This window comes from Rhizobium sp. CECT 9324 (assembly GCF_918741265.1).
In the GTDB taxonomy this organism is placed as follows: Bacteria; Pseudomonadota; Alphaproteobacteria; order Rhizobiales; family Rhizobiaceae; genus Allorhizobium.
In genome coordinates, this window is the sequence record NZ_CAKKMZ010000001.1 from 3,801,082 (window position 1) to 3,825,257 (window position 24,176).

A 24,176-nucleotide genomic window follows, 5' to 3' on the forward strand; every position below is an offset into this window, starting at 1 on the left:
TTCTGTCCTCGCGCGCCGGTCAATCTGCTGGACCGGCCAATTCACCATCAATCGAAATCCGCGGGCCAAAGCCGGCCCGCGGAGCCTCGAATATACGAGATTATTTGTACTGCTCGAGCTCGCCGGCAGCCTTCTTCAGTGCATCGGCAGGTTCTGCCTTGCCGGTGACGACGGACTGGACCAGTTCGATCACAACGTTCTGGAAGCCCTTGTAGTCGGTGAAGAGGGGCTCAGGACCACCAAAGGCGATACCGTCGATGAACGGCTTCCACGACGGGTCTGCCTTGACGAACTCGTCAACCTTCGGCGAAGGGCGCAGCGGGGTAAGGCCAGCGCCGCCCTGCAGTTCATATTCGCCCTGCGGACCCGGCGAGGTGATGAACTTGGCGAATTCGATCGCCTTTTCTTCCACGCCAGAGCCCTTGAAGACAGCCAGGCTGTCGGTGATCAGCAGCGTGCCTTCACCCTTGGCGGCGGGGCCGAGCGGCAGCGGAGCAACGCCCCAGTTGATCTTGGTTTCCTTGAGGCGGGCAGCAGCGCCTGAACCGGCCTGGATCATGCCGACCTTGCCGTCGAGGAAGATGGCGCGGATTTCGTTCTGCTCGTAGGCAGTCGCACCTTCGACGGAGTAAGGCGTGATGTCCTTGTAGGCCTGCAGTGCTGCGAGGACTTCCGGGCTGTCGATGACGATCTTGTCACCGTCGATGACTTTGCCGTTGTTGGTATAAACCCAGTGCATGAACTGGTGCATGGTGTTGTCGAAGGTCTTGGCCGGCAGGCCGTAACCGGCGGTGCCGGTCTTTTCCTTGATCTGCTTGGCGAAGGCGATTTCTTCAGCCCAGGTCTTCGGCGCGACTTCCGGGTCGAGGCCGGCAGCCTTGAACAGGTCCTTGTTCCAGTAGAGGGCCTTGGTCGAGAATGCGACCGGCACGCCCCACTGTGTGTCCTCGAAGGTCACGGTATCAACGATGTTCGGGTAGTAGGAAGCCTTTTCCTCGTCGGTCATCGGAACCGGAACGATCAGGTCGTTCTGGGCGAATTCCTTCAGCGTGCGCGAGCCGACATAGGCCATGCCGACCGGCGTGCCGGCGACGGCGAGCGTCGTTGCCTTGTCCTGGCACTGTTCCCAGCCGACAACTTCCGGCGTGACCTTCCAGCCGGTATTCTTGCCTTCCCATTCCTTGATGTATTTCTCATGGATCGGGTCGATCTTGTCGCCGCAATAGATCCAGGAGATTTCCTGGTCGGCAGCCAGCGTGGTGAGCGCCGAGCTGGCCAGCAGGACAAACGAGCCTGCGAGCATGGTCAGTTTTTTCGTCATCGGTAGTTCCCCTTTGTTGACAGGTTAAAGCGTCCGGTTGGCCCGAATTTTATTGGCAGCCCTTATTTGATCGCCCCGGCGGTCAGGCCGCTGACGAGGAAACGCTGCAGGAAGAAGATCACGATCATCGCTGGCGCGATGCCGACGAAGCTTGCGGCCATCAGCTCGTTCCAGATTACTTCCTGCCGACCGAAATAGGCAAACAGACCAATCGGCAGCGGCATGTATTCCGTCTTGGAGTTGAAGGTGAGCGCGAAGATGAACTGCTGGGCATAGGCGCCGATGAAGGTCGTGATCGCGACCACGGCGATGCCAGGCGTGGCGAGCGGCAGGACCACCCGCCGGAAGGTGTAGAAGTAGCCGGCACCATCGACATAGGCCGCCTCTTCAAGCTCGCGCGGAATGCGCATCATGTAGGTGCGTAGCAGCCAGATGGCCGTCGGGATCAGGAAGGCGACACCCGGCACGATCATCGCGAAATAGGTGTTGAGCACGCCCATCGACCGCATCAGCCGGAACAGCGGGATCAGCAGCACGGCGCCGGAGAACATGTTGACAGCAAGGAAGGCGCCGAGCAGCTGGCCGCTGCCCCTGAACTCAAAACGGGCAAAGGCATAGGCCGCCGGCACCACGAGGATCAGCACGATGATGGTAGCGACGGTCGAGATGAAGAACGAATTGAAGATGTAGCGGGCAAAGCCGGGAACGCTCACCCACATCGTCCGGTACGCCTCGAAGGAGCCATTCTCCGGAAAGAACCGATACGGCGAGGAAAAGAGCTGGCTGAGCGGCTTCAGCGAGACCAGAAAACCTTCGACGAAGGGCGCGAGCACGAAGGTGAGGAAGACGGCGATGCCCGCATAGATGCCGACCAGTTCATACCACTTGTAGCGATTGATCAGGGCAGTCTTGTCGTAGCTCATCGGGCGTGCTCCTGGGAAAGCCGGTTCGTCACACGGAAATAGGCAAAGCAGAAGATCGACAGGAAGATGCAGATCAGCACGGCGCGCGCAGCCCCTTCGCCGTATTTCTTCGACCCGATCGCGGTGTGATAGGTGTCGATGATCATCGTCGTCGTCTCGCCACTCGGTCCGCCGCGCGTCAGGATCCAGATGATGTCGAAGGAGTTGAAGGTCGAGATCAGCGAAATCATCGACATGGTGATCATGGCGGGTAGTATCATTGGCAGGGTGATACGACGGAAGCGATAGGCACGACCGGCGCCATCGGTCCAGGCTGCTTCGTAAAGATCCTGCGGGATCGCCTGCATGGCGGCCAGCATGTAGAGCGTGACCATCGGCACACCGATCCACACATCGGTGAAAATGGTCGCCCAGAAGGCGGTCGAACCGTAGGCCAGGAATGCGACGGGGCCATCGACGACGCCCACGCGCTGCAATACGCCGGAAATCATGCCGAACTGGCCGTTATACATCCAGCCCCACATGAAGATGCCGATGGCCATCGGCACAATCCATGGCGGCATCGTCAAGATCCGAAACAGCGTCCGGCCCGGCACGGCCGAGTTCAGCATCGCTGCCCCGAACGTCCCGATGATCATTTTGATCGACACCGAGAAGAAGGTCCAGATGAAGGTCCGGACGATGACAGTCGCGAAGGTATCGTTGAAGATCTTCTCGTAATTCACCCAGCCGACCCAGTTGGTCGTCTTTTTCAGCGACGCATCCGTGAAGGAGAGAATGAACGTCTCGACCAGCGGATAGGCGACGATGACAGCGATATAGAGAAGGGCCGGCGCAATCAGCAGCCAGGCAAAGATGACAGCGCTTCGTCTGGCTTGCATCACACCGCCCCTTAAGCTGACTTCGCCTGGGCAACGCCCTGGCTCGTGCCGTGAAGGCAGGCATCGAAACGCTCGAATACCGGCTTCATGTCGATGACCTTGCGGCCGAGACGGGCTTCGTCCATCGCAAGAGCCAACATGCCCGCTTCAAGCGCGTCGATCGCCGAAACCGGCTGCTTGGCACCCGTGCGCACGAAGGCGAGAACATCTTCCGCCATCTGCTCGTCGGCACCATAGTGATGCGACGTCGCCGAAGGCGCGGAATAGGTGTTTGCAATCAGCTTCTCATTGGTGCGCGCATCATGCACATCCATGAAACCACGGACGAAATCGCCTTCCGCCATACCCTTCGAGCCCATGACGCAAAAGCGACGAAACTCGTCCGGCACATTGAGATTGGTGTGGAAGGTCATCGACGCACCATTCTCGTATTCAACGATGGCGGTCTGGAAATCGATGATGTCGCCATCGCTGTCGAAGACCTTGTCAGAGCCCATCCAGCCGCTCGGCTTGCGATGATAGACTTCCATATCGTTGACGCCGTGATTTTCCGGCGCATTCGACGGCACGAAGCTCTTGCGGCCACCGAAGCTGGCGACGAAACGCGGGCGCGCGCCGACCACGCCATTATAGAGGTCGAGGTCGTGGCAGCATTTTTCCAGCATGAAACCGCCGGCATACTGGCCGTAGCGACGCCAGTCGCGCATGAAGAATGCACCGTGATAGGGCTGGATATGCTCGGACGCCTCGATCGAAACGATATCGCCAAGCTTGCCTTCGGCCTGCGCCTTGCGCAGGTCGCGGTAGAGCGGCGAATAGCGCAGCACAAGGCCGACCAGCAGGCGGTCATGGCCATGGGTGTGCAGCAATGAGGCCAGCGCATAGCTTTCCTCGATAGTCGTGACGATCGGCTTTTCGGTAAAGACCGTAAGCCCCGCCTCAAGACCAAGACGGATATGATCCAGATGGAGATGGTTGGGCGAACCGATCATCAGAAGGTCGAAACGCTCACCGGCGATCAACGCTTCGGGCGTGTCGTAGGCCTTGCCCGGTGAGATGCCGTTTTCGGTCAGAGTCGGCATTCCAGCTGGCGCCGGATCCACATAACCGACGATCTGGAAATCCGGATCGAGTTCCTTGAACACTCGGCCCAAGTAGCCGAGGCGGAATCCGAGCCCGATAACGGCAACCTTCATGTGTAATTCCCCTGCTTTCGCAATTATTTTTCTTAGACTGCGTCAGAAACCGGTCATCGTCAACATCCGGTGGAAATTTTCATCAACTTATGAAAATTCTTTTCACGCAACAGATGCTTCCGCTATCTTCCAGCCTCACCCAATCGATCGAGGATACATCGTCGCCGAGGCACAACAACGCGATCGGACACACAGACCTTCGAACCCCGAGCCGACTTGGCCCGACTTTTCAAAAGTTAACAAACGATACCAAATAAATGCCAATCGTCCAGCCAGATTCGCAAGAAACGCTTGAACTATCGATAAATAGATGATTTTACGGCGATATTTCTAGCAGCAACAGGTTTTTGGTACTCAACTGATGAAACCATTTGCGAAATAGGTGCTTGGTTGGTATCTTTTTAAGCAACTGACATTGGGAGGCTCAAGGAATGCGGATAGCGAAAAGTCTGGATTGCCCTTCCTGTCACCGTTGGCCCACCTCTCATCATCTCGGCAAAGGCAAGCCATGAGCGCAACCCTTCCTCTGGATCAGCTGCAGGCCGTTCGTGGTGGTCCTCTTTACGTCAAGCTTCGCAAGATGATTGAGGATGCGGTGTCGTCCGGCCGACTGAAACACGGCGATGCCTTGCCTGCCGAACGTGACATTGCCGATGCCGCCGCGATCAGTCGCGTCACCGTGCGCAAAGCCATCGACGACCTGGTCAACGACGGACTGCTCGTTCGCCGCCGTGGCTCCGGCACGTTTGTCGTCAAGCCTGTGCCGCGCATGCAGCAGCCACTGAGCCAGCTCACCTCCTTCACCGAGGATATGCGCCGGCGCGGCATGACGGCGGGATCGCACTGGATCGACCGTGGGCTGTATTTTCCGACCGCAGAGGAAACCATGATGCTGGGTCTCGTTGGCGGCGCGAGGGTCGCCCGGATCGAGCGCATTCGCACCGCCAATGACATGCCCATCGCACTGGAACGCACCAGCCTTCCCGACGATATCCTGCCCGATCCGGATGCCATGGACGATTCCCTCTATCTCCATTTGCGTCAGAGCGGCATCACGCCGGTACGCGCCAACCAGCGCATATCCGCCGTTATCCTGAGGGATGATGAGACCAAACTGCTTGGCGTGCCGCAGGGCTCTGCCGCGCTGTCGGTGCAACGTATCGCCTATCTTGAAACCGGCCGCGTGATGGAAATGTCGCGCGCCCTCTACCGCAGCGACGCCTATGATCTGGTCGCAGAACTGACCATCGGATCTCCGTGACGCCGAACCTTGAAAGACCTGCAATGCTGACGAAAATGCGAGAAGAAATCGACGAGATCCCGGCAGCCGCAGCGCGCCTTCTCAAGGAATCGTCCGACGCCATCGGCGAATGCGCCGATGCGCTGCGCCGAAAGGACCCCAGCGTCGTCGTGACGATCGCCCGCGGATCGTCCGATCATGCGGCCTATTTCCTCAAATACGCCATTGAACTGCAGCTCGGCCTGCCGGTTGCTTCCCTTGGCCCGTCGCTGGCATCCATCTATGAAGCGCCGATGAAGCTGGAAAACGCTGCGGCCTTCGCCGTATCGCAATCCGGCGCAAGCCCGGATATCGTTGCAATGATGCGCGGAGCCCGGCTCGGTGGGGCAACGACGATCAGCCTGGTCAACACGCTGCCCTCGCCGCTTGGCGACGCTGCAACCATCGCCGTCGACATCAAGGCCGGCCCGGAAATCGCGGTTGCCGCCACCAAGTCTTTCGTCAATTCGATTGTCGCAGGTCTCGCGATCGTCGCCGGCTGGAGCGACGACAAGGAACTGGCAAGTGCCGTCGCCCGCCTGCCGGAGCATTTTTCGCAGGCGCTGAAGCTCGACTGGAGCGCGCTGATCGAACCGCTGACCAATGCGGATTCCCTTTATATGCTCGGCCGTGGTCCCGCGCTGGCAATTGCCGCCGAAGCAGCGTTGAAATGCAAGGAAACCTGCGAACTGCATGCCGAAGCCTATTCATCGGCGGAAGTTCTGCACGGGCCTGTTTCGATCGTCGGCCGGAATTTCCCGGTCGTCGGTTTTGCCGCCCGTGACAAGGCCGAAGCCTCGATCGCCCAGACCATATCGAAACTGGCGTCCAACAATGCCGCCTGCTTCATCACTTCCGAAAACTCCGACGGCGCTAACCGCCTGCCGTTTATCGCAACGGGCCATCCATTGACCGATGCGCTGATGCTGATCGTTCCCTATTATGGCATGGTCGAATCGCTTTCCCGTGCACGGGGCTTCAATCCAGACAAACCCGTCGCACTGAAAAAGGTCACCCAGACCCAATGACTTCCGTCTTCGCCATTACCGCCAGCCGCGTCTTCGATGGACAGAGTTTTCATCAGGACGCCGCCCTGATTGTCGATGGCGCTAAAGTCGGCGCCATCATGCCCCAATCGAAACTGCCGGCTGGCATGAAGACGCTTCCGATCGGCAACGGCCTGATTGCACCGGGCTTCATCGACCTGCAGGTCAATGGCGGTGGCGGCGTGCTGTTCAACAACCAGCCGGATGTTGCCGGCATCGAGACGATTTGCGCGGCTCATGCCCGCTTCGGCACGACAGCCCTCATGGTTACGTTGATCACCGATGTGGCTGTTATCCGTAACATCGCGGTCGACGCCGGCTGCAAGGCGGCGGCCAACGCCGTTCCGGGTTTTCTCGGCCTTCATCTCGAGGGCCCGCATCTCTCGGTCGCGCGCAAGGGAACCCACGATCCGTCACTGATCCGTCCAATGACCGAGGATGACCTCGCCTATCTCGAAAATCATGCCGGACATTTCGGCCTGCCGATGATCACCGTCGCACCGGAAAGCGTTGCCCCCGACCAAGTCCGCAGACTGGTTGCATCGGGTTATCGTGTCAGCTTGGGCCATACCGATTCAGAATGTGCCGCGATCGACGCCTATGTCGAGGCGGGTGCAACTTTGGTCACCCATCTGTTCAACGCCATGAGCCAGCTTGGCAATCGCGAGCCGGGCCTGGTCGGTGCCGGGCTCTCCTCGGCGCAACTCCATTGCGGTTTGATCGCAGACGGTTTCCATGTCGATCCGGTCACCATGCGCGTGGCACTTGCTGCAAAGCAAGGACCGGCACATATCTTCCTCGTCACCGATGCCATGTCGACCATCGGCACCAACAGCACGGGTTTCGACCTGAATGGCCGCGCAGTCTATCGTCGCGATGGCCGTCTCACACTGGCGGACGGCACATTGGCAGGCGCTGATATCGACATGCTGTCCTGCGTGCGCTTCGTTCATGAGCGCCTCGGCCAACCATTGGAAGAAGCACTGCGGATGGCGAGCGTCTATCCGGCAAAAGCGATCGGCGTGACAACAAAAGGCAACCTTGCATCCGGCCAGGATGCCGATTTCCTGATCCTGAGCGATGATCTCGACCTACAGTCCACCTGGATCGCCGGTGCCTGCGCCTATGAGGCGGAAGATGATCGACGGAAGGCCAGCGCATGATTGTCTGCTTCGACATTGGCGGCACCGCCATCAAGGGTGCGGTGGCTTACAGCACGGACGATATCCGCCCCTTCCCGCGACATCCGACCCCGATCCACGATTTTGACGCCTTCGTCGCCACGCTGAAATCCGTGATTGCCGAAGCGGGCGGACATCCCGATTGCGTGGCGATCTCGATTGCCGGCGTCATCGACCCGGACACTGCGAACGCCGTCGTCGCCAACATACCCTGCATTCACGGCCGGCCGCTCCAGGCCGATCTTGAAAAACGCCTCGGCCTTCCCGTGATTATCGCCAATGATGCCGACTGCTTCGTGCTCGCCGAAGCGGGAATCGGTGCCGCGAAAGGCCACCGGGTCGTATTCGGCATCATTCTCGGTACAGGTGTCGGCGGAGGCCTGGTCATCGACGGCAAACTGATCAACAGCCAGGGCGGTTTTGCCGGAGAATGGGGCCATGGTCCGATCTCGGCAACAGAAGCCGGTGAACCTCGGGCCCGCATCCCGCGCTTTCAATGTGGTTGCGGCCAGACCGGCTGCATCGACGCGATCTGCAGCGCGCGCGGTCTGGAAAAGCTTCATCATCACTTGCATGGCGAGACCCTGACCAGCGAAGACATTCTCTCCGACTGGCAGAAGGGCGACCCGATCGCGGCACGCACCATCGATGTCTATGTCGATGTGATCGCCGACCCGCTGTCGCTGGTCATCAACCTGACCGGAACCACGATCCTGCCCGTTGGCGGCGGTCTTTCCAATGTTCCGGCACTGATTGCCGCGATCGACGTGGCGGTCCGTCGTCGCATCCTGCGCCGTTTCGACAAACCCATCGTCATCCCGGCGGAATGCCGTGTCGAACCCGGCTTGATCGGCGCTGCCGTGCTCGGTCTGACAGCGGCCCGTGAACTGTCGCCAGTTTGAGGACATACCATGGATATGCTGGTCAAGCTCTACGATTTGAAACCCGACGCCACCCTTGAGCAGCGCATCGCAGCACAGGACATCACCTTGCGCAGGGCTCTCGTTCCCGAACTCAGGTCGATCTGCGACTGGATCGAACCACGATTCGGTGCCGGCTGGGCAGCCGAAGCGACCGCGGCGCTCATGCGCCAGCCCGCGACCTGCTTCATCGCCCATCAGGGACCGACATTGCTCGGCTTTGCCTGCCATGACGCCACGATGAAGGGCTTCTTCGGCCCGACCGGTGTCGACGAAGCCGCGCGCGGCAAGGGCATCGGCCATGCATTGTTGATTACCACCCTGCTCGATATGCATGCCCAGGGATATGCCTACGCAGTGATCGGCGGCGCCGGCCCGGTCGACTTCTACCAGAAGAGTGTCGGCGCGATCCCGATCGAGGGCTCCAAACCGGGTATTTATCGCGACATGATCCCGACGGCCGCCCCGAACGGGGTGTCGAGCTAGCTTCAGCCAAGCTCCAACGTCGTGATGGCGAAGACACCTTCCTCTTCGATGGCAGGTGGCGCACCGCGATACATGCGGGCCGTCATAAAGCCCTGCTCGAAGCCGCAGGCGGCGAGGCGGGCACTGAAGGCCTGCTGATATTCCGGCACGTCGATATGCACCGACCGACCCTGAAGCTTGTCGAGACAGGCATCCAGCAGGCCGAGGGCAACGGTTTCGCTGACCGCGAAAATCGGCCCGATCTTGTAGCCTTGCACGCAAGGGCGCATGATCGCGTATCCGTCTATGCCAGTCTCCGTCTCGCTCACCAGGGCATGACGCGGAACGTCCAGCCATTGACGCAGAAAAGCGGTGCGTGGGGCGGGAAAGAAGCCGCGGTGGAAGGCGGCAATCTCCGAAAGCCTCCCCGGCCCACCGGATGCGATAGTCTGTCGCGGCGCATCGATCGGTTTCGCCTCTTTTACCGACCAGCGGAACGTCCGGTAGTGCGGAACAAAGCCCATGCAGCCATAATTTTCCTGCTGCTCAACCACACCATCAAGACCGAGAACCACAGCACCGAGATGCGCCATGCCGGCATCCCAGACTTGGCGTCCAAGCCCTTGCCCGCGAAAATCCGGGTGGCAGATATAAAGACCGATGAAGCCGAACCCATCGTAGCTGATCGCCGCAATGCCGGCGGCCAGGCACCCGTCGACGAAGCAGCCGATAAAGCCCTGCGGATCTGCAGCTTGAAACGCTACCGCATCGGCAGTTCCCGGATTCCATCCCTCCTCAGCCGCCCAACTGACAAGCTGTTGGACCTCGACAGTGGTCAGCACACGGATTTCAGCAGACGAGGAAACCACGGTCACACACCCATGGCGGCGGGCGAGAAACTCTCGAGCGCGCCCAGATACGGTTTATGGATCGGCGTGGCATAGGCGCCGCGCTTGGCAGTGGAGAGCCCGAGCGCGACGAGGGACTCCGCCTGCTTGACGGCTGCAGCCACCCCATCGACCACCGGCACGCCGAATTCGTGGCGCAGTTCGAGCGTGAGGTCGGCCATGCCCGCACAGCCGAGCACGATCGCCTCTGCGCGATCGTCCCGAAGCGCCGCCACGATCTCGCGGCGCAACCGGTCGCGCGCGTTGGAATTCGGATCTTCCAGCGACAGCACCGGCACGTCGGCGGCCCGCACCTTGCAGCGTCCGCTCATGCCATAGCGATGCACCAGATGCTCGACTGGCAGCCGAGAGCGCTCCATCGTGGTGACGATGGAAAAACGCTGCGCAATGAAGGATGTCGCCGCCACCGCCGCCTCGCAGATGCCGATAACCGGGATTGACGCCAGCGCGCGGGCCGCATCAAGCCCCGTATCGTCGAAGCAGGCGATCACGATTGCCTGCGCCCCTCCCCGTTCCGCCTTGGCGATTTCGACCAGAAGCCCTGGAATAGCAAAGACCTCGTCATAGTAGCCTTCGATCGACACTGGGCCCATCGACGAGGTGATCGCCTCGATCTCCGTCCCGGCATTGGCCACGCGCCTTGCCGCGTCTGCGATCGTCGCCGTCATGCTGGCGGTCGTATTCGGATTGATGACTGCGATCTTCATGCGCTCAGCCCTGGTTCCTGCGGCGGCTCATGCCGACAATCAGGCCCAGTGTTCCCGCGATCACGAGGAAGGAAAAGACCGTCGTCACGGTGCCGAGCGCATAGAGCACCGGCGTCGTCACATTGGTCGTCATGCCGTAGATTTCGAGCGGCAGCGTGTTGTATGTGCCGGCCGTCATCAAGGTACGCGCGAATTCGTCGTAAGACAGCGTGAAGCCGAACAGGCCGACACCGATCAGGCTCGGCGCGATGATCGGCAGGACAACATGGGCAAAGGTCTGCCAGGGCGTGGCGCCGAGATCGCGTGCCGCCTCTTCATAGGCCGGCGAAAATCGGTTGAAGATCGCAAACATGATCAAGACACCGAACGGCAGCGTCCAGGTCAGATGCGCGCCGAAGCCGGACGAATACCAGGCGGGCTGCAGGCCGATCTGCTGGAACAACACGCCGATACCGAGAGAAATGACGATCGACGGCACCACGAGGCTGGCGACCGAGAGATAGAACAATGCCGTACCGCCGATGAACTTGCGCCGAAACGCAAGTCCGGCAAGCAGGGACACCACAACCGTGACCACCATGACCATGAGCCCGAGCATCAGCGAGCGGCGGAAAGACCCACCGAAATCGCCGACGGCCTGGGTCTGGAACAGGTTGACGAACCAGTGCACCGACACCCCGTTCAGCGGGAAGGTCAGGCCTCCGTTCGGACCCTGGAACGAAAGGATCAGGATCGCCGACAGAGGACCGTAGAGAAACAGGACGAACAGGGCGAAGAAGATCGCCAGGATATAGAATTCGCGGGAGCGGGTTTCGCTGTTCATGCTCAGAGTTCCTTGCGGATATCGACGACGCGCAGGATCGCCGCGACCATCATCAGGACGAGGATCAAGAGCACGACCGCGTTGGCGGCGGCAGCCGGATATTGCAGCAGCGACATCTGGTTCTTCATCATCAGGGCCACCGACGCGCTCTGGCCGCCGGACATCACCTGCACGGTGGAGAAATCGGCCATCACCAGGGTCACGACGAAGATCGTGCCGATCGCCATGCCGGGCTTGGCCAGCGGAATGATGACATTGGTCAGCGTCTGCCACCCGGAAGCGCCAGCGTCGCGCGCGGCCTCCATCAGTGAGCGATCAATGCGCATCATCGTATTGAAGATCGGCGTGACCATGAACAGCGTGTAGAGATGCACCATGGCAAGAACGACGGCAAAATCGGAATAGAGCAGCCATTCGATCGGCTGCGGAATGATGCCGGCGCCGACGAGCGTATTGTTGATCAGCCCGTTGCGCCCCAGCACCGGGATCCAGGAGATCATCCGGATGATGTTCGAGGTCAGGAACGGCACCGTACAGACCAGAAACAGCACCATCTGCATCGATGACGTGCGAATGTGGAAGGCGAGAAAATAGGCGACCCAGAACCCGATGAACAAGGTGATCGCCCAGACGATGAAGGCAAATTTCAACGTGTTGAGATAGGTCTTCCAGGTGACCCAGGACCCCAGCGTCTCGGTGTAGTTGAAAGTGACAAAATCCGGATACATCTGGGCAAAGTCGTAATCCCAGAAGCTGACCACGCTGATCATCAGGATCGGCAGCAGCAGAAACCCGCCGAGGATCAAGGTCAGTGGCAGGGCCTGCAGATAGGCTGGCAACCACGACGGCAGCCGGATGACACGCTTCGGCTTCGGCTCGCCGACGCCTATGAACCGCACTGTCGCCATGGTTTCCGTCTCCTGTTATCAGTCCAAGTCCGCCCCTCATCCGGCTGCCGCCACCTTCTCCCCGTAACCGGGGAGAAGGTCCGATGCGGTTGCCGATTTTGCCCCTTCGCCCCACCTGCGGGGAGAAGGTCCCGGCAGGGGGATGAGGGGCAGGTATGCATCAAGCCGCGATGAATTCGTTCCAGCGGCGAACCATGTAGCGGTCTTCGTCCATGACGGAGTTCCAGCACGCCACCTTGCCCATGCGCTCTTCGAAGGAGCCGCCATCGCGGACGGCACCGGCCTTTTCCATGACCTTGCCGTCCGGAGCGACGATATCGCCCTGGGCAGCCTTGCCCTCGATCCAGTAGCCCCATTCGTCGGCCGACATGTGTTCCTTGGCCGTTTCCATGGCCGCCGAGTAGTAGCCCTGGCGGTTGAGATAGGCGCCGACCCAGCCGGACGTGTACCAGTTGATGTATTCATAGGCCGCATCGAGCTGTGCACCCTGCAGATGCGAGGCGAGACCCAGACCACCGCCCCACGAACGGTAGCCTTCCTTGAGCGGCTGGTATTTGCAGGCGATGCCCTTGCCCCGCACGGCGGCAACGGCCGGCGACCACATCGACTGGATGACGACTTCGCCCGATGCCATCAGGTTGACGCTCTCGTCGAACGACTTCCAGAAAGCGCGGAACTGGCCATCCTGCTTTGCCTTGATCAGGAACTCGATCGTCGCATCGATTTCCGCCTTGGTCATGTTGCCCTTGTCGGCATACGTGATGTTGCCCATGGCTTCCATGATCATTGCGGCATCCATGATGCCGATCGACGGGATGTTGAGGATCGAGGTCTTGCCCTTAAAGGCCGGGTCCATGATATCGGCCCAGGTGGTGATTTCGCGACCGACGAGGTCGGGGCGGATGCCGAGCGTGTCGGCGTTGTAGATGGTCGGCACCATCGTGAACAATTCCGTCTCGCCCTTGGCAAAGGTCTTGTCACCGGCCTTTTCGACATAACCGACGGTGTGCGGAGCGGTGCCCTGCGCAATGACACTGTCCGGCGTCAGCTTGCCGTTTTTGAACAGCGGCACGATCTTGTCGTAATATTTCAGCTTCTTGACGTCCATCGGCTGGATGACGCCGGCCGGGAAGACCTTTTTCAGGATCCAGTATTCGATGTCGGCGATGTCGTAGGAGTTCGGCTGGGTGACGGCGCGCTGGGCAGCCGCATCGCTGTCCGTTGCCGTCATTTCCAGCGTGATGCCGAGGTCGGCCTTGCACTTGTCGGCAATCGCATTGAGGTTCGACACACCGGTGCCGAACTGGCGCAGCGTGATCGGGTTCTGCGCCCAGATGGTCGGGAAACCGGTGATCACGCCAGAACCGGCAGCAAGGCCGGCAGCAGCAGATGCCGTTTTCAGAAGCGAGCGGCGGCTAATGCCCTTGGTAGGTTTGGTTGTCTCTGACATGCGCTGTTCTCCTTGTTATGATGGTATTGTTTCAGTTGCCGATACGTCCCAGAACGATCGAATCCGTGTCATCCCATGACAGGGTGACGACCTCGCCAACCTTGACGGGGGCAGCAAAGAAGGCCGCGTCGGTGAGGACTGCGGTGAACTCGTCGGTAAAGGCGGTGGTGATCGTGAGCTTCACCTTGGCGCCGAGATATTCGAGATTGGAAATGATCCCGTCGAAACCAAGCCCGTTCGCTGGAGCAGCGCCCAGACGGACGTGATCCGTGCGGATGGCGATGTCGGCGGTTTCGTCCTCGACCGGCGCCTGCCCCTTGGCAAAGAACCGACCACCGCCGCTGACCTCGATGAAAAGACCGGTTTGTGTACGCTCGACGATCCGCCCAGACAGCACATTGTGATCGCCCATGAAGCGCGCGACAAAAGCGGTGGCAGGCGTCTCGAACACGACCCGCGGATGGGCCGCCTGCTCGATGCGCCCTTCGTTCATGATGACGATGATGTCGGCCAGCGCCATTGCCTCTTCCTGACTATGGGTGACATGCACGAAGGTGATGCCGAGCGAGGTCTGCAGCTTCTTCAGTTCGGCCCGCATGCGGATCTTGAGAAACGGATCGAGGGCCGACAGCGGTTCGTCGAGCAGCAGCGCCTCGGGATTGGTGATCAAGGCGCGGGCAAGCGCCACGCGTTGCTGCTGGCCACCGGAAAGCTGGGCCGGCCGCCGCGTCGCATAGGGCTCGAGCTGCATCAGCTTCAGCATGTCCATCGCCTTGCGGCGGCGCTCTTCCTTTTCGACACCTTTCATCTTCAAACTGAAGGCGACATTGTCGACAAGATCGAGATGCGGAAACAAAGCGTAGGACTGGAACATCATCGCCGTGCCACGCTTGGCAGGCGGCAGGTCGGTCACGACCGCATTGCCGAGCCGAACATCGCCGGACGAGATGCTTTCATGGCCGGCAATCATCCGGAGTGTCGACGTCTTGCCGCAACCGGAGGGGCCAAGCAGGCAGCAATAGGTGCCTGCAGGAATCTTCAGGCTGATGGCATGCACCGCGGTGGTGTTGCCATAGACCTTGGAGACAGCGGCGATATCGATCTCAGCGGCTTTGCTCATGATAGCTCCCTCATCTGCGATAAGGGAATGCATATGCCGTGCCAGTTTCAGCCGATCCGGCTAAGTGCTTGGATTCACGAACGCCATTGCGCATTGCGCAAAAGACATGGACAGGCGGCTAACTTGTATGCACAAAAAATAATCGATTGTCTTCGATATCGAGGCAAGATTGCATACAATCTGAAAAGCAATCACGGACAATGCGGGTTCCAATTTATCGCGGCTGCGTCTAAATAGAGAGAACATCGGATTATACCCATGAACCTCAAAGCGACTTCGCACAGACTGCTGGACCAGAATCAGGAAGACCGCGCCCGCGCCATCCGCGATGCGTTGCGCGATGCCATCGTCGATCGGCGTCTTGCCCCCGGCACAAAGCTGTCGGAAGCCGAGGTCGGCACCCTGTTCGATGTCAGCAGGACGGTCGTGCGCGACGCATTGCAGATGCTCGCCTTCGAAGGTCTGGTGCGCACGGAGCGCAATCGCGGCGCCTTCGTCTCAAACCCAAGCACCGAGGAAGCGCGCCAGGTCTTCGCATCACGTCGCCTGATCGAAGCCGGCATCATTGCAGCCGCCGCCGAACGGCTGAAGCCGGCCGACATCGCTCAGTTTCGAGACCAGTTGCGCGAAGAAGAAAGACACCGGACCGAGCGCGGCGCCAGCGCCCGCCGCGCCGAGATCAAGGCGTCCGGCGACTTCCACCTGCTGCTTGCCAAGGTCGCCGGCAATGCCGTGCTGGAAAAGTTCATGGACGAACTCGTCGCGCGCTCATCGCTGGTGATCGCGCTTTATGGGCGCACCGGCGTTTCAAGCTGCGGCCATGACGAACATGGCGACATTCTCGACGCGCTGGAAAAAGGCGACGTTGTCCGCGCCACGCATCTGATGATGCATCATATCGACCACATCGAGGCCGATCTCGACCTTGCGCCCAGCGAGACCCGCACGCTGAAGGACGCCCTGGCGCTCTGAAAGAGTGCTCTGAAAGTTTGCCTCGAACGGCTCAGTTCAGCCACAGATGGATCAGCGCCGCCTCCGGCGTTTCAGCGCCACCGTTTTCAACGCCTGCCGCCCATAGCCCGGCCCCCGCGGCATAGGCGCCGGGTTCGAGCCCGCCAGCCTCGCACTGGCTGACAGCACGCACGCGCTTGCCGCCCGACACCGCCGTTGCAAGGGCCGAAAGCACTGCCGGATCCGACATTGCCGTCCCGGAACCGAAGACCCGCAGCACCGCGCCATCGAGCGCATCGATCGCCGCCGCGAGGAACGCCCCGTCCATACCGGGAGACAGGGACAGAATGCCCAGGCGTTTATCCGAGAACAGACGCGATTGCGCCGGGCCCAGTGGTGCCTGGGGCTGTGAGCAAAACGCATCTTCTGCCTGACTGTCATGCTTGACCAGACCGGCCGCCGGCAGCAGTTTGTCGGCAAAGGCGAGAAACACACCGGCGCCCGGGGCAAGCGCAGTGCCGATCGCCAGCGCCAGATTGCCCTCGGCATCTGCATTTTGGCCGAGCGGTTTCATCGAACCGCACAGCACCACACGCCGCCCCTCACCCGCCAGAGCCTGCGACAGGGCGGCACCGGTAAACGACATTGTGTCGGAACCGTGCGTGACGATCACCGGCGTCTCCGGATGCGACCGGATCACGTTCAACAGGATGTTCCACTGGCTCGGACCAACATCGGCACTGTCGAGCAGCGGATCGAAGATATGGCGAATGAGCGTGATACCCGCCGGCAACATCGCCTCCAGCGCGCCTTCCACCATGCCGGCCTGCGGTGCCAGACCGTCCGGTGTCGGCACCATGCCGATCGTGCCTCCCGTATGGATGAGCAACAGCTTCATTCGCGATGTCTCCCTGCCATGTCTGCGCCCTTACCAAGGCATGCCGCGCCGTCATAGGCGAGACAATCGAGGAGATCAATTGCGCGGCATTGGCAGATAGGTGGAGAACCCCGGACTTGGCAAAGCCGGGGTTCAACCATGTTCAGACATCAACCCTTGTTGCGCGAGGCGATATAGGCGCGCCAGCCACCAAGGTCGGTGACTTCCTGCGCGCCCTCGATCGCATAAGGTTCGCAGAGGAAGCCCGAAACCTGGCTGCCATCGTCCAGCGTCACCTTGCCAATCCCGAGCGGCGCCGGAATGTTTTGCACGAAACGCCCGAAGGCAGCCGGCGTCACCTTCCACACCTCGACCTCCAGCCCCTTGCCCGCGAACCCCGGCTCCCGGATCAAGCCCGGTTTTGGCGGCACCGTATTGGGCAGGACGAAGAGGCGGTAGTCGCCGGCAGTGCGGCAGGTCTTCACCAGACGTCCGCCAGGGCCGGTCAGTTCGTGATTGAGCGGCATGCCAGTAAGATGCGCGCCGACCACCATGATGGTGACAAGACCGTCATCCGCGACCGCGACTCGGCTGGCTTCGGGAATGACGGCCGTCTTGTCCTTCCCCATGCCGGCAGCCAATGCCCGGTGCATGGCATCGGCAAACAGCGCCAGCGCATCATCGGAGAAAGACGGGCCGAATAGCGTCACACCGGCGGGCAGATGCTCGTCGGAATCGAAGCCGGCGGGAATGGCGATCGCCGCATAGCCAAACAGGTTGGCGAAGTTGGTATAGCGACCGAAATGACCATTGCGCACGATCGGATCGGCAAGCATGTCCGCGACCGTATAGGTCGTCGGCGAGGTCGGCAGCATCAATATGTCGACCTTGTCCCATTCGACCAGCGTCTTCTGCTTCAGCGCGCCGAGCTTGTACTGCCCCTCGAAAGCGGCAACCGCATCGTACGCCTTGGCGCCTTCAATGATGGTCCGCACCGTCGGGTCGAAGTCATCGGCGTTGGTGCCGATGAAGTCCTTCACCGCCGCCAGACGCTCCGCCACCCATGGACCGTTGTAGAGCAGTTCGGCCGCCTGCCGGAATGGCGCATAATCGAAGGGAACGATGGTCGCGCCCAGCGATTTTGCCCGCTCGATCGCGGCATCGTAGAGCGCCTCCACCTGGCTGTTGCCGAAGAACTCGCGTTCGGCGCCATCCAGCACGCCGATCCTGAGCCCGCTGGCCGGCAAAGAGGCCGGAACCGCCTTCCGCGAATAGGGATCGCCGGCATCATAGCCATCCATCACCTTGCGGATCGCCACGCCATCGCCGACGGTCGCAGCAAACACCGTCACCACGTCGACGCTGCGGCAGGCCGGCACGACGCCGACATTCGGCACAAGCCCCGGCGTCGGCTTGATGCCGACAAGATTGTTGAAGGCGGCTGGCACCCGGCCGGAACCGGCCGTGTCGGTACCCAGTGCAAAACTTGCAAGCCCCGAGGCGACGGTCACGGCCGACCCCGACGACGACCCACCCGACACATAGGCCTTGTCGAACACCGAGCGCGGCGCGCCATAGGGCGAGCGCGTGCCATTGAGGCCGGTCGCGAATTGGTCGAGATTGGTCTTGCCGATCACCAAGGCACCAGCCGCTTTCAGCCGCGCAACGACGGTGGAATCCGTCGCTGGATCATGGGCAAAGGCCGGGCACGCCGCAGTCGTCGGCAGACCGGCGACGTCGATATTGTCTTTCACCGCAAATGGCACGCCCCAGAGCGGCAGGCTGTTCGGCTCCGGCGCCCGCGCGATAAGCTCTCTGGCAGCAGCGCGCAGATCGTCATCCGGCGTCTCGGTGATGAAGACGGCCGGATCATCAGAGGCCGTGCGACGGGCGATCACCTCTTCGACCAGGGCGAGCGGTGTCAGACCCGCGGCATAGGCGGCCTTGAGCGACGAAAGATCGAGAATGGTGGGGAGCATCAGATTTCCTCCAGCACGACCAGCACATCGCCGGCCTTTACGTTGCGCCCCGGACCGGCGCGAAGATCGCGAACGGTGCCTGCGGCGTGAGCGGTGACATTGATTTCCATTTTCATGGACTCGATGATGGCAAGTGTATCGCCGGCCTGAACTGTCTGGCCCTGCTCGACAAGTACTTTCCAGATATTGCCGGGCACGGCGCTTTCGACCCCGAAACAACCGTCGGGAATGTCGCCGCCAAGGCCAGGCCCCACGCCCTCATCGACGATGAAGCTGTCGAGCCCCTGTTCCTTCCAGCGCAGGCGCTCGGTTTCGAAGGCCGCCTGCTGCTTCTGCTTGAACGCGCCGATGCTCGCGGCATTGGCGGCAAGCTCCGCCTCATAGGACGCGTAGGAGAATTCGCCCTCCTCGATCCTGATCGGATAACCGCCATGCGGGAAGGCAGCCCGCGCTTCCGTCAATTCCTCGTGGCTGACAGGAAAGAAACGGATCTGGTCGAAGAAATCGAGCAGCCAGGGTTTGTCCTTGTGGAAGACCCGTGTCTGGCGCCAGGTATTCCACACCTGGATGGTGCGGCCGAACAGTTGATAGCCGCCAGGTCCCTCCATACCGTAGATGCACATATAGGCGCCACCGATTCCGACCGCGTTTTCCGGTGTCCACGTGCGCGCCGGATTGTACTTGGTGGTCACCAGCCGATGACGGGGATCAAGCGGGGTTGCGACAGGGGCGCCGAGATAGACATCGCCCAGCCCCATGACCAGGTAGGAGGCATCGAAGATCGTGTCCTTCACCGCCTGCTCGTCGGCAAGGCCATTGATGCGGCGGATGAACTCGATGTTCGACGGGCACCAGGGCGCATTGGGGCGCACCAGTTCCTGATATTTTTGCATGGCGAGCTCCGCCTGCGGATCGTTCCACGACAGCGGCAGGTAGACGGTACGGCTCGGCACCGTCACCGCCTGCGCCGGCGGCAGACCAGCCTCGATCTCCTTCAGCAGACCGAGCAGGCGGCTGCGGGTCAGTGTCGTTCCGTCATAATGGATCTGCAGCGAGCGAATGCCGGGCGTCAGGTCGATCAGGCCCGGCAGCTTGGCCGCCTTCACCGCCTGCATCAGCAGATGAACACGCAGGCGCAGCGCAATGTCGAGCTGCATCTCGCCATATTCGACCAGCAGATTGTCGTCACCCTGCCGGCGATAGACGACCGCCACGGGACCGGTTGTGTGGGTTGCGAGGATCGGGGAACCGATGGTGGAATGCTGGGCCTTACCCCCCTCTGTCCTGCCGGACATCTCCCCCTCAAGGGGGGAGATCGGCCAAACGCCAGCCTCGACACTCTTTGTAGACGACCTTACCCAATCCTCCACCGGAACCTTGGGTGAAACGGCTGCATCCCTGATCTCCCCCCTTGTGGGGGAGATGTCCGGCAGGACAGAGGGGGGTACAGCCGACACAACGCTCAACCCATCAATGCCCACATCCCCATCCCGCGCCACCGGATGAAACCGGATCCTGTCGCCCGGCTTGAACTGGCCCATCTTCCACTGCTCGTCACGGGCGATCACTGCCGGGCAGACAAAACCGCCGAGGCTTGGTCCATCCGGGCCGAGGATGATCGGCATGTCGCCGGTAAAATCGATCGCGCCGATCGCGTAGGCATTGTCATGCAGGTTGGAGGGATGCAGCCCCGCCTCGCCGCCATCGGTGCGCGCCCATTTCGGTGCAGGTCCGACCAGCCGCACCCCGGTCCGGGCCGAGTTGAAATGCACCTCGTATTCGGTCGCAAACAGGGTTTCGATATCCTCCTCAAGGAAGAAATCGGGCGCACCATGCGGGCCATAGACGACACCGACAGACCATTCGCGGGAAAGCAACGCAGGCTCGCTCGCGGCTTTCGCCACCGGCTGCGCAGCCCGGGCGAGCCTGAGCACATGGCCGGCCCGAAGCGTACCGGTGGCATTGCCGCCGAACTGGCCAAGCCCGAAGGTCGCGCGCGAACCGAGCACGACCGGCGCCGAAAACCCACCCGCCACCGCCAGATAGGCGCGTTGCCCTGCTCCCTCGATCGCGCCGATGGCCAACGTCTGCCCTGCCTTGACAACAGTGGCTGTGCCATGCGGCACCGGATCACCATCCAGTGTCATCGGCATCACGGCGCCGGCAAGTGCCACAACCACATCGGAGAAGAATTTCAGCATCGGACCGGAAACCGTCAGCTCAAGCGCTGCCGTCTCGTCACCATTGCCGACCAGCCGATTAGCATGGCGGAAGGATCGCGCGTCCATCGGACCACTCGGCGGCACGCCGACATGCCAGAGACCGAGCCGCCCCGGCAATTCCTGCAAGCTTGACTGCGCCCCGGGCGCAATCACCTCGATCACATCGGGCACGAAATCGAAATCCTTCAGCGCTGTCGTCGCGACATCACCGCTGCTGAAAAGTTCAGACGCCGCAATGGCTTTCAGATATTCCAGATTGGTCTCGATACCCGATAGCGCCGTACCGTCCAGCGCCTTTGACAATGCCGCGATCGCTAAGGCGCGATCATCGGCCGACACGATCACCTTTGCCAGCATCGGATCGTAGAAGGGCGTCACTTCGGTACCCGTCTCGATCCAGCCATCGACGCGCACGCCGTCCGGAAATACCACCTCGGTCAGCAGGCCCGCACTGGGGCGAAAGCCCGCATGCGGCATCTCCGCATAGATCCGTGCTTCGATGGCCGCGCCCTTGGGCTGAAGCGCCTCATTGCCGGACAGCACATCCTCGCCGGCCGCCTGGCGGATCATCCATTCCACCAGATCGACGCCGAAGACCGCTTCCGTCACCGGATGCTCGACCTGCAGACGCGTATTGACCTCAAGAAAGTAAAACTCTTCGCGCGCCGGATCGTAGATGAACTCCACCGTCCCGGCAGAGGCGTATTTCACCTTCTGGCCCAGCGCGACAGCCGCCGCATGCAGCCGCGCGCGCACGCCGTCCGAAAGACCCGGCGCCGGCGTTTCCTCGATCACCTTCTGGTTTCGCCGCTGCAGCGAGCAGTCGCGCTCACCGAGCGCAATAACCCGGCCCTCGCCATCGCCAAAGATCTGCACCTCGACATGGCGTGCCTTGGCGACAAAACGTTCGAGATAGACGCGGGCATCACCAAAGCTCGATTTCGCCGTGCGCTGCACGCTGTCGAACGATGCCTTCAGGCTCTCGGCATCCTGGCAGAGCGACATGCCGATGCCACCGCCGCCAGCGGTCGACTTCAGCATCACCGGATAGCCGATCGTCTCCGCCTCGATCAGCGCCGCGTCGCCGCTGTCGAGCAGGTCGGATCCCGGCAACAGCGGAACGCCGCTATCGCGCGCCAGTTCGCGCGCCGTGTGCTTCAGGCCGAAATCGGCAATATTGGCCGGACTCGGCCCGATAAAGGTGATGCCCTCGGATTTAAGCCGCTCGGCAAAGCCGATATTCTCCGACAGGAAGCCATAGCCGGGATGAACGGCTTGCGCACCCGTCTGCCTGCAGGCGGCAATGACGGCGTCGACATTGAGATAGCTTTCCGACGCCGGCGCCGGCCCGAGCCGCACCGCTTCGTCTGCCATCAACACCGCCTTGGAAAACCGGTCCGCATCGGAATAGACCGCCACCGAGGCGATCCCCATTGTCTTCAGCGTGCGAATGACCCGCACGGCGATTTCGCCGCGATTGGCTATGAGAACTTTCTTGAACATCAGGAAGCCTCACCATCCCAGACGAGCACACGCACCGGCGTCGGATCGAAGCCGTTGCAGGGATTGTTGATCTGCGGGCAGTTGGAAATCACCAGCAGAACATCCATCTCGGCCTTCAGCTCGACATAGTCGCCCGGCGCCGAAATGCCGTCGACGATGGTCATCTCGCCGGTCGGCTCGATCGGCACATTCATGAAGAGGTTGATGTTGGGCACGACATCGCGCTTGCTCATGCCATGCTTGGAAACCTCGATGACGAAGTTGTCGCGGCACGCATGCAGGTATTTGACGCCATGGCCAAAGCGCACCGTATTGCTCTCGCAGGAGCAGGCGCCGGCCGACGTGTCGTGACGACCGCAGGTATCGGCGGTCATGGTCAGCATCACCCGGCCTTCGTTGGAGATGACCCTTGTGCCAGTGGAGATATAGGCTGCACCCTGATCGCGCATCGTGTCCTGGCTGGAATAGCGCTCGGAGAAGTCATCGGCATTGTAGAACAGCGTGTCGATCGCCTGCTGGCCATAGCTGTCTTCGATGCGCACGGTCTGCCCTGCCTTGATCACCGTCGAGAACGGCGCCTCGGCGGCGATGTAATGATCCTGCACCGCGTTGGAGAGCGTCCGATCGGGGGAAGTCTGGATAAAACTCTTCATGGTTCCGCTCCCTCTCAGATCGCCGCAAACGCGTTGTTTTCAAAGCCGCGGACAGCCTCGGCCGTGGCAGTCCGGCACAGGTCGTCTGCCTTCGGCTCTGTGGCCGCAATGCGGGTGATAGTCACCGGGTTGGGCGCATAGACCGGGTTCGGATCGAGTGGATGCGGGCAGTTGGAAAAGCCGACGATCATATCCATCTCGGCGCGCAGCTCGACATAGTCACCCTCGCCGACCAACTCGGGCTTCCAGTGAAACTTGCCATCGGCGTCGACGCGCACCGGCGCAAACAGCGCCAGGGCCGCCGGGATGTCGCGTTTGTCGAGGCCGGCCTTGGTCGTCAGCAGAACGAGATTGTCGCGCGTATTGCGCAATGCCGGACCATTGGCACCGGCATATTTCTTCGCATTCGACGCGGCCGTCGAGCCGCCCATCAGGCAGTCATGCGCGCCCGACGAATCCTCGACGATCGAGAACATCACCTTGCCCATGTCGGAGAAGATCACCCGGCCCTTGCCGAGCCCGGTCGTCCATTGCACCTTGACCGTATCCGGCAGGTTCATGCGCTCGGTGGTGTCGGCAGCGTTCCAGGCGACGACAGAGACGGTCGAGAGACCCTGGTCGAGCGAAACGCGCAGCACCTCGTTGGTCCTCACGCGGGTCGACCAGTACCAGCCGCCAGGAATGACCTCGCGGTGCAAGATTGTGTTGTCCGCGATCGCAGGCGCCGGTTTCTCGCTCTTGGCCGGCAGGGACTTCGGGGCAAATTCCAGCCCCTTCTTCTGATGCTCTTCGTAGCGCGCCCGATTGGCGGCGATTTCCTCGGGTGAACGTCTGATATGCACGGTTCGTCTCCTATCATCGGA

The 24,176-nt window shown here is 61.2% G+C and carries 20 protein-coding genes and 2 pseudogenes; 6 read left to right on the top strand and 16 right to left on the bottom strand.

The genetic code is table 11. The features are described from left to right. Positions 1–100: 100 nt before the first annotated feature. The 4 genes from LQ231_RS18475 to LQ231_RS18490 form a co-directional block, all read right to left on the bottom strand. Positions 101–1,321 (bottom strand): extracellular solute-binding protein, encoded by a 1,221-nt coding sequence (locus tag LQ231_RS18475; RefSeq protein WP_113142376.1) that lies wholly within the window; start codon positions 1,319–1,321, stop codon positions 101–103. Between the two features lie 62 nt (positions 1,322–1,383). Beyond that, positions 1,384–2,244: a carbohydrate ABC transporter permease gene (locus tag LQ231_RS18480; RefSeq protein ID WP_113142377.1), complete on the bottom strand. Its 861-nt coding sequence runs from the start codon at positions 2,242–2,244 to the stop codon at positions 1,384–1,386. After that, on the bottom strand, positions 2,241–3,125 hold the full coding sequence (locus tag LQ231_RS18485; RefSeq protein WP_113142378.1) for a sugar ABC transporter permease: 885 nt from the start codon (positions 3,123–3,125) through the stop codon (positions 2,241–2,243). Before LQ231_RS18485 ends, LQ231_RS18480 begins: the two co-directional genes overlap by 4 nt. A gap of 11 nt (positions 3,126–3,136) precedes the next feature. Beyond that, positions 3,137–4,321: a Gfo/Idh/MocA family oxidoreductase gene (locus tag LQ231_RS18490; RefSeq protein ID WP_230172790.1), complete on the bottom strand. Its 1,185-nt coding sequence runs from the start codon at positions 4,319–4,321 to the stop codon at positions 3,137–3,139. A gap of 508 nt (positions 4,322–4,829) precedes the next feature. Here LQ231_RS18490 and LQ231_RS18495 point away from each other — a divergent pair. From LQ231_RS18495 to LQ231_RS18515, 5 genes are read left to right on the top strand one after another with little or no spacing between them, the layout of a single operon-like run. After that, positions 4,830–5,582 carry a GntR family transcriptional regulator gene (locus LQ231_RS18495; RefSeq protein ID WP_159949771.1) on the top strand — a complete coding sequence of 251 codons (753 nt, stop codon included), beginning with the start codon at positions 4,830–4,832 and terminating at the stop codon, positions 5,580–5,582. A gap of 23 nt (positions 5,583–5,605) precedes the next feature. Further along, positions 5,606–6,628, top strand: a complete 1,023-nt coding sequence (locus LQ231_RS18500) for an SIS domain-containing protein (RefSeq protein WP_230172794.1) — start codon at positions 5,606–5,608, stop codon at positions 6,626–6,628. Next, positions 6,625–7,809, top strand: a complete 1,185-nt coding sequence (nagA, locus tag LQ231_RS18505) for an N-acetylglucosamine-6-phosphate deacetylase (protein WP_230172802.1) — start codon at positions 6,625–6,627, stop codon at positions 7,807–7,809. The genes LQ231_RS18500 and nagA overlap by 4 nt, the downstream gene beginning before the upstream one ends. Further along, entirely contained in the window at positions 7,806–8,729 is a 924-nt protein-coding gene (locus tag LQ231_RS18510; protein ID WP_230172804.1) for an ROK family protein, read from the top strand. Before nagA ends, LQ231_RS18510 begins: the two co-directional genes overlap by 4 nt. A gap of 9 nt (positions 8,730–8,738) precedes the next feature. Then, entirely contained in the window at positions 8,739–9,233 is a 495-nt protein-coding gene (locus LQ231_RS18515; protein ID WP_113142384.1) for a GNAT family N-acetyltransferase, read from the top strand. A 2-nt stretch (positions 9,234–9,235) separates the two neighbouring features. Here the strand turns inward: LQ231_RS18515 and LQ231_RS18520 are convergent, their stop codons facing one another. The 6 genes from LQ231_RS18520 to LQ231_RS18545 form a co-directional block, all read right to left on the bottom strand. Beyond that, entirely contained in the window at positions 9,236–10,081 is an 846-nt protein-coding gene (locus LQ231_RS18520; protein ID WP_230172806.1) for a GNAT family N-acetyltransferase, read from the bottom strand. 2 nt (positions 10,082–10,083) lie between these two features. Further along, positions 10,084–10,827 (bottom strand): aspartate/glutamate racemase family protein, encoded by a 744-nt coding sequence (locus LQ231_RS18525; protein WP_230172808.1) that lies wholly within the window; start codon positions 10,825–10,827, stop codon positions 10,084–10,086. Between the two features lie 4 nt (positions 10,828–10,831). Further along, the gene (locus LQ231_RS18530; RefSeq protein WP_230172810.1) at positions 10,832–11,650 is read right to left on the bottom strand and encodes an ABC transporter permease; all 819 of its coding nucleotides are present in this window, start codon (positions 11,648–11,650) and stop codon (positions 10,832–10,834) included. 2 nt (positions 11,651–11,652) lie between these two features. Beyond that, the gene (locus LQ231_RS18535; RefSeq protein WP_230172812.1) at positions 11,653–12,558 is read right to left on the bottom strand and encodes an ABC transporter permease; all 906 of its coding nucleotides are present in this window, start codon (positions 12,556–12,558) and stop codon (positions 11,653–11,655) included. Between the two features lie 160 nt (positions 12,559–12,718). Further along, positions 12,719–14,008 (bottom strand): PotD/PotF family extracellular solute-binding protein, encoded by a 1,290-nt coding sequence (locus tag LQ231_RS18540; RefSeq protein ID WP_230172814.1) that lies wholly within the window; start codon positions 14,006–14,008, stop codon positions 12,719–12,721. A gap of 31 nt (positions 14,009–14,039) precedes the next feature. Then, entirely contained in the window at positions 14,040–15,128 is a 1,089-nt protein-coding gene (locus LQ231_RS18545) for an ABC transporter ATP-binding protein (RefSeq protein ID WP_230172823.1), read from the bottom strand. Positions 15,129–15,386: 258 nt separating this feature from the next. Between LQ231_RS18545 and LQ231_RS18550 the strand changes: the two genes are divergently transcribed. Then, positions 15,387–16,100 carry a GntR family transcriptional regulator gene (locus tag LQ231_RS18550; RefSeq protein ID WP_230172824.1) on the top strand — a complete coding sequence of 238 codons (714 nt, stop codon included), beginning with the start codon at positions 15,387–15,389 and terminating at the stop codon, positions 16,098–16,100. 31 nt (positions 16,101–16,131) lie between these two features. Here LQ231_RS18550 and LQ231_RS18555 read toward each other — a convergent pair whose 3' ends face one another. From LQ231_RS18555 to LQ231_RS18575, 6 genes and pseudogenes are all read right to left on the bottom strand, one after another. After that, positions 16,132–16,977: an asparaginase domain-containing protein gene (locus LQ231_RS18555; RefSeq protein WP_230172829.1), complete on the bottom strand. Its 846-nt coding sequence runs from the start codon at positions 16,975–16,977 to the stop codon at positions 16,132–16,134. A 149-nt stretch (positions 16,978–17,126) separates the two neighbouring features. Further along, the gene (gene atzF / locus LQ231_RS18560; RefSeq protein WP_230172831.1) at positions 17,127–18,935 is read right to left on the bottom strand and encodes an allophanate hydrolase; all 1,809 of its coding nucleotides are present in this window, start codon (positions 18,933–18,935) and stop codon (positions 17,127–17,129) included. Further along, a pseudogene (locus LQ231_RS27300) lies at positions 18,935–20,155 on the bottom strand (carboxyltransferase domain-containing protein); the annotation flags it as partial. The pseudogene LQ231_RS27300 and the gene atzF, both read right to left, overlap by 1 nt. Positions 20,156–20,425: 270 nt before the next feature. Then, positions 20,426–22,660 (bottom strand): annotated as a pseudogene (locus LQ231_RS27305) (5-oxoprolinase/urea amidolyase family protein); the annotation flags it as partial. After that, entirely contained in the window at positions 22,660–23,313 is a 654-nt protein-coding gene (locus LQ231_RS18570; RefSeq protein ID WP_230172838.1) for an urea amidolyase associated protein UAAP2, read from the bottom strand. The pseudogene LQ231_RS27305 and the gene LQ231_RS18570, both read right to left, overlap by 1 nt. 14 nt (positions 23,314–23,327) lie before the next feature. Then, positions 23,328–24,155: an urea amidolyase associated protein UAAP1 gene (locus tag LQ231_RS18575; protein ID WP_230172840.1), complete on the bottom strand. Its 828-nt coding sequence runs from the start codon at positions 24,153–24,155 to the stop codon at positions 23,328–23,330. Positions 24,156–24,176 lie beyond the last annotated feature (21 nt).

Bases quoted from the DNA above. Each gene is read 5' to 3' on its own strand.
- LQ231_RS18475 (WP_113142376.1), bottom strand. From the start codon at position 1,321: ATGACGAAAAAACTGACCATGCTCGCAGGCTCGTTTGTCCTGCTGGCC.
- LQ231_RS18480 (WP_113142377.1), bottom strand. From the start codon at position 2,244: ATGAGCTACGACAAGACTGCCCTGATCAATCGCTACAAGTGGTATGAA.
- LQ231_RS18485 (WP_113142378.1), bottom strand. From the start codon at position 3,125: ATGCAAGCCAGACGAAGCGCTGTCATCTTTGCCTGGCTGCTGATTGCG.
- LQ231_RS18490 (WP_230172790.1), bottom strand. From the start codon at position 4,321: ATGAAGGTTGCCGTTATCGGGCTCGGATTCCGCCTCGGCTACTTGGGC.
- LQ231_RS18495 (WP_159949771.1), top strand. From the start codon at position 4,830: ATGAGCGCAACCCTTCCTCTGGATCAGCTGCAGGCCGTTCGTGGTGGT.
- LQ231_RS18500 (WP_230172794.1), top strand. From the start codon at position 5,606: ATGCTGACGAAAATGCGAGAAGAAATCGACGAGATCCCGGCAGCCGCA.
- nagA (WP_230172802.1), top strand. From the start codon at position 6,625: ATGACTTCCGTCTTCGCCATTACCGCCAGCCGCGTCTTCGATGGACAG.
- LQ231_RS18510 (WP_230172804.1), top strand. From the start codon at position 7,806: ATGATTGTCTGCTTCGACATTGGCGGCACCGCCATCAAGGGTGCGGTG.
- LQ231_RS18515 (WP_113142384.1), top strand. From the start codon at position 8,739: ATGGATATGCTGGTCAAGCTCTACGATTTGAAACCCGACGCCACCCTT.
- LQ231_RS18525 (WP_230172808.1), bottom strand. From the start codon at position 10,827: ATGAAGATCGCAGTCATCAATCCGAATACGACCGCCAGCATGACGGCG.
- LQ231_RS18530 (WP_230172810.1), bottom strand. From the start codon at position 11,650: ATGAACAGCGAAACCCGCTCCCGCGAATTCTATATCCTGGCGATCTTC.
- LQ231_RS18535 (WP_230172812.1), bottom strand. From the start codon at position 12,558: ATGGCGACAGTGCGGTTCATAGGCGTCGGCGAGCCGAAGCCGAAGCGT.
- LQ231_RS18540 (WP_230172814.1), bottom strand. From the start codon at position 14,008: ATGTCAGAGACAACCAAACCTACCAAGGGCATTAGCCGCCGCTCGCTT.
- LQ231_RS18545 (WP_230172823.1), bottom strand. From the start codon at position 15,128: ATGAGCAAAGCCGCTGAGATCGATATCGCCGCTGTCTCCAAGGTCTAT.
- LQ231_RS18550 (WP_230172824.1), top strand. From the start codon at position 15,387: ATGAACCTCAAAGCGACTTCGCACAGACTGCTGGACCAGAATCAGGAA.
- LQ231_RS18555 (WP_230172829.1), bottom strand. From the start codon at position 16,977: ATGAAGCTGTTGCTCATCCATACGGGAGGCACGATCGGCATGGTGCCG.
- atzF (WP_230172831.1), bottom strand. From the start codon at position 18,935: ATGCTCCCCACCATTCTCGATCTTTCGTCGCTCAAGGCCGCCTATGCC.
- LQ231_RS18570 (WP_230172838.1), bottom strand. From the start codon at position 23,313: ATGAAGAGTTTTATCCAGACTTCCCCCGATCGGACGCTCTCCAACGCG.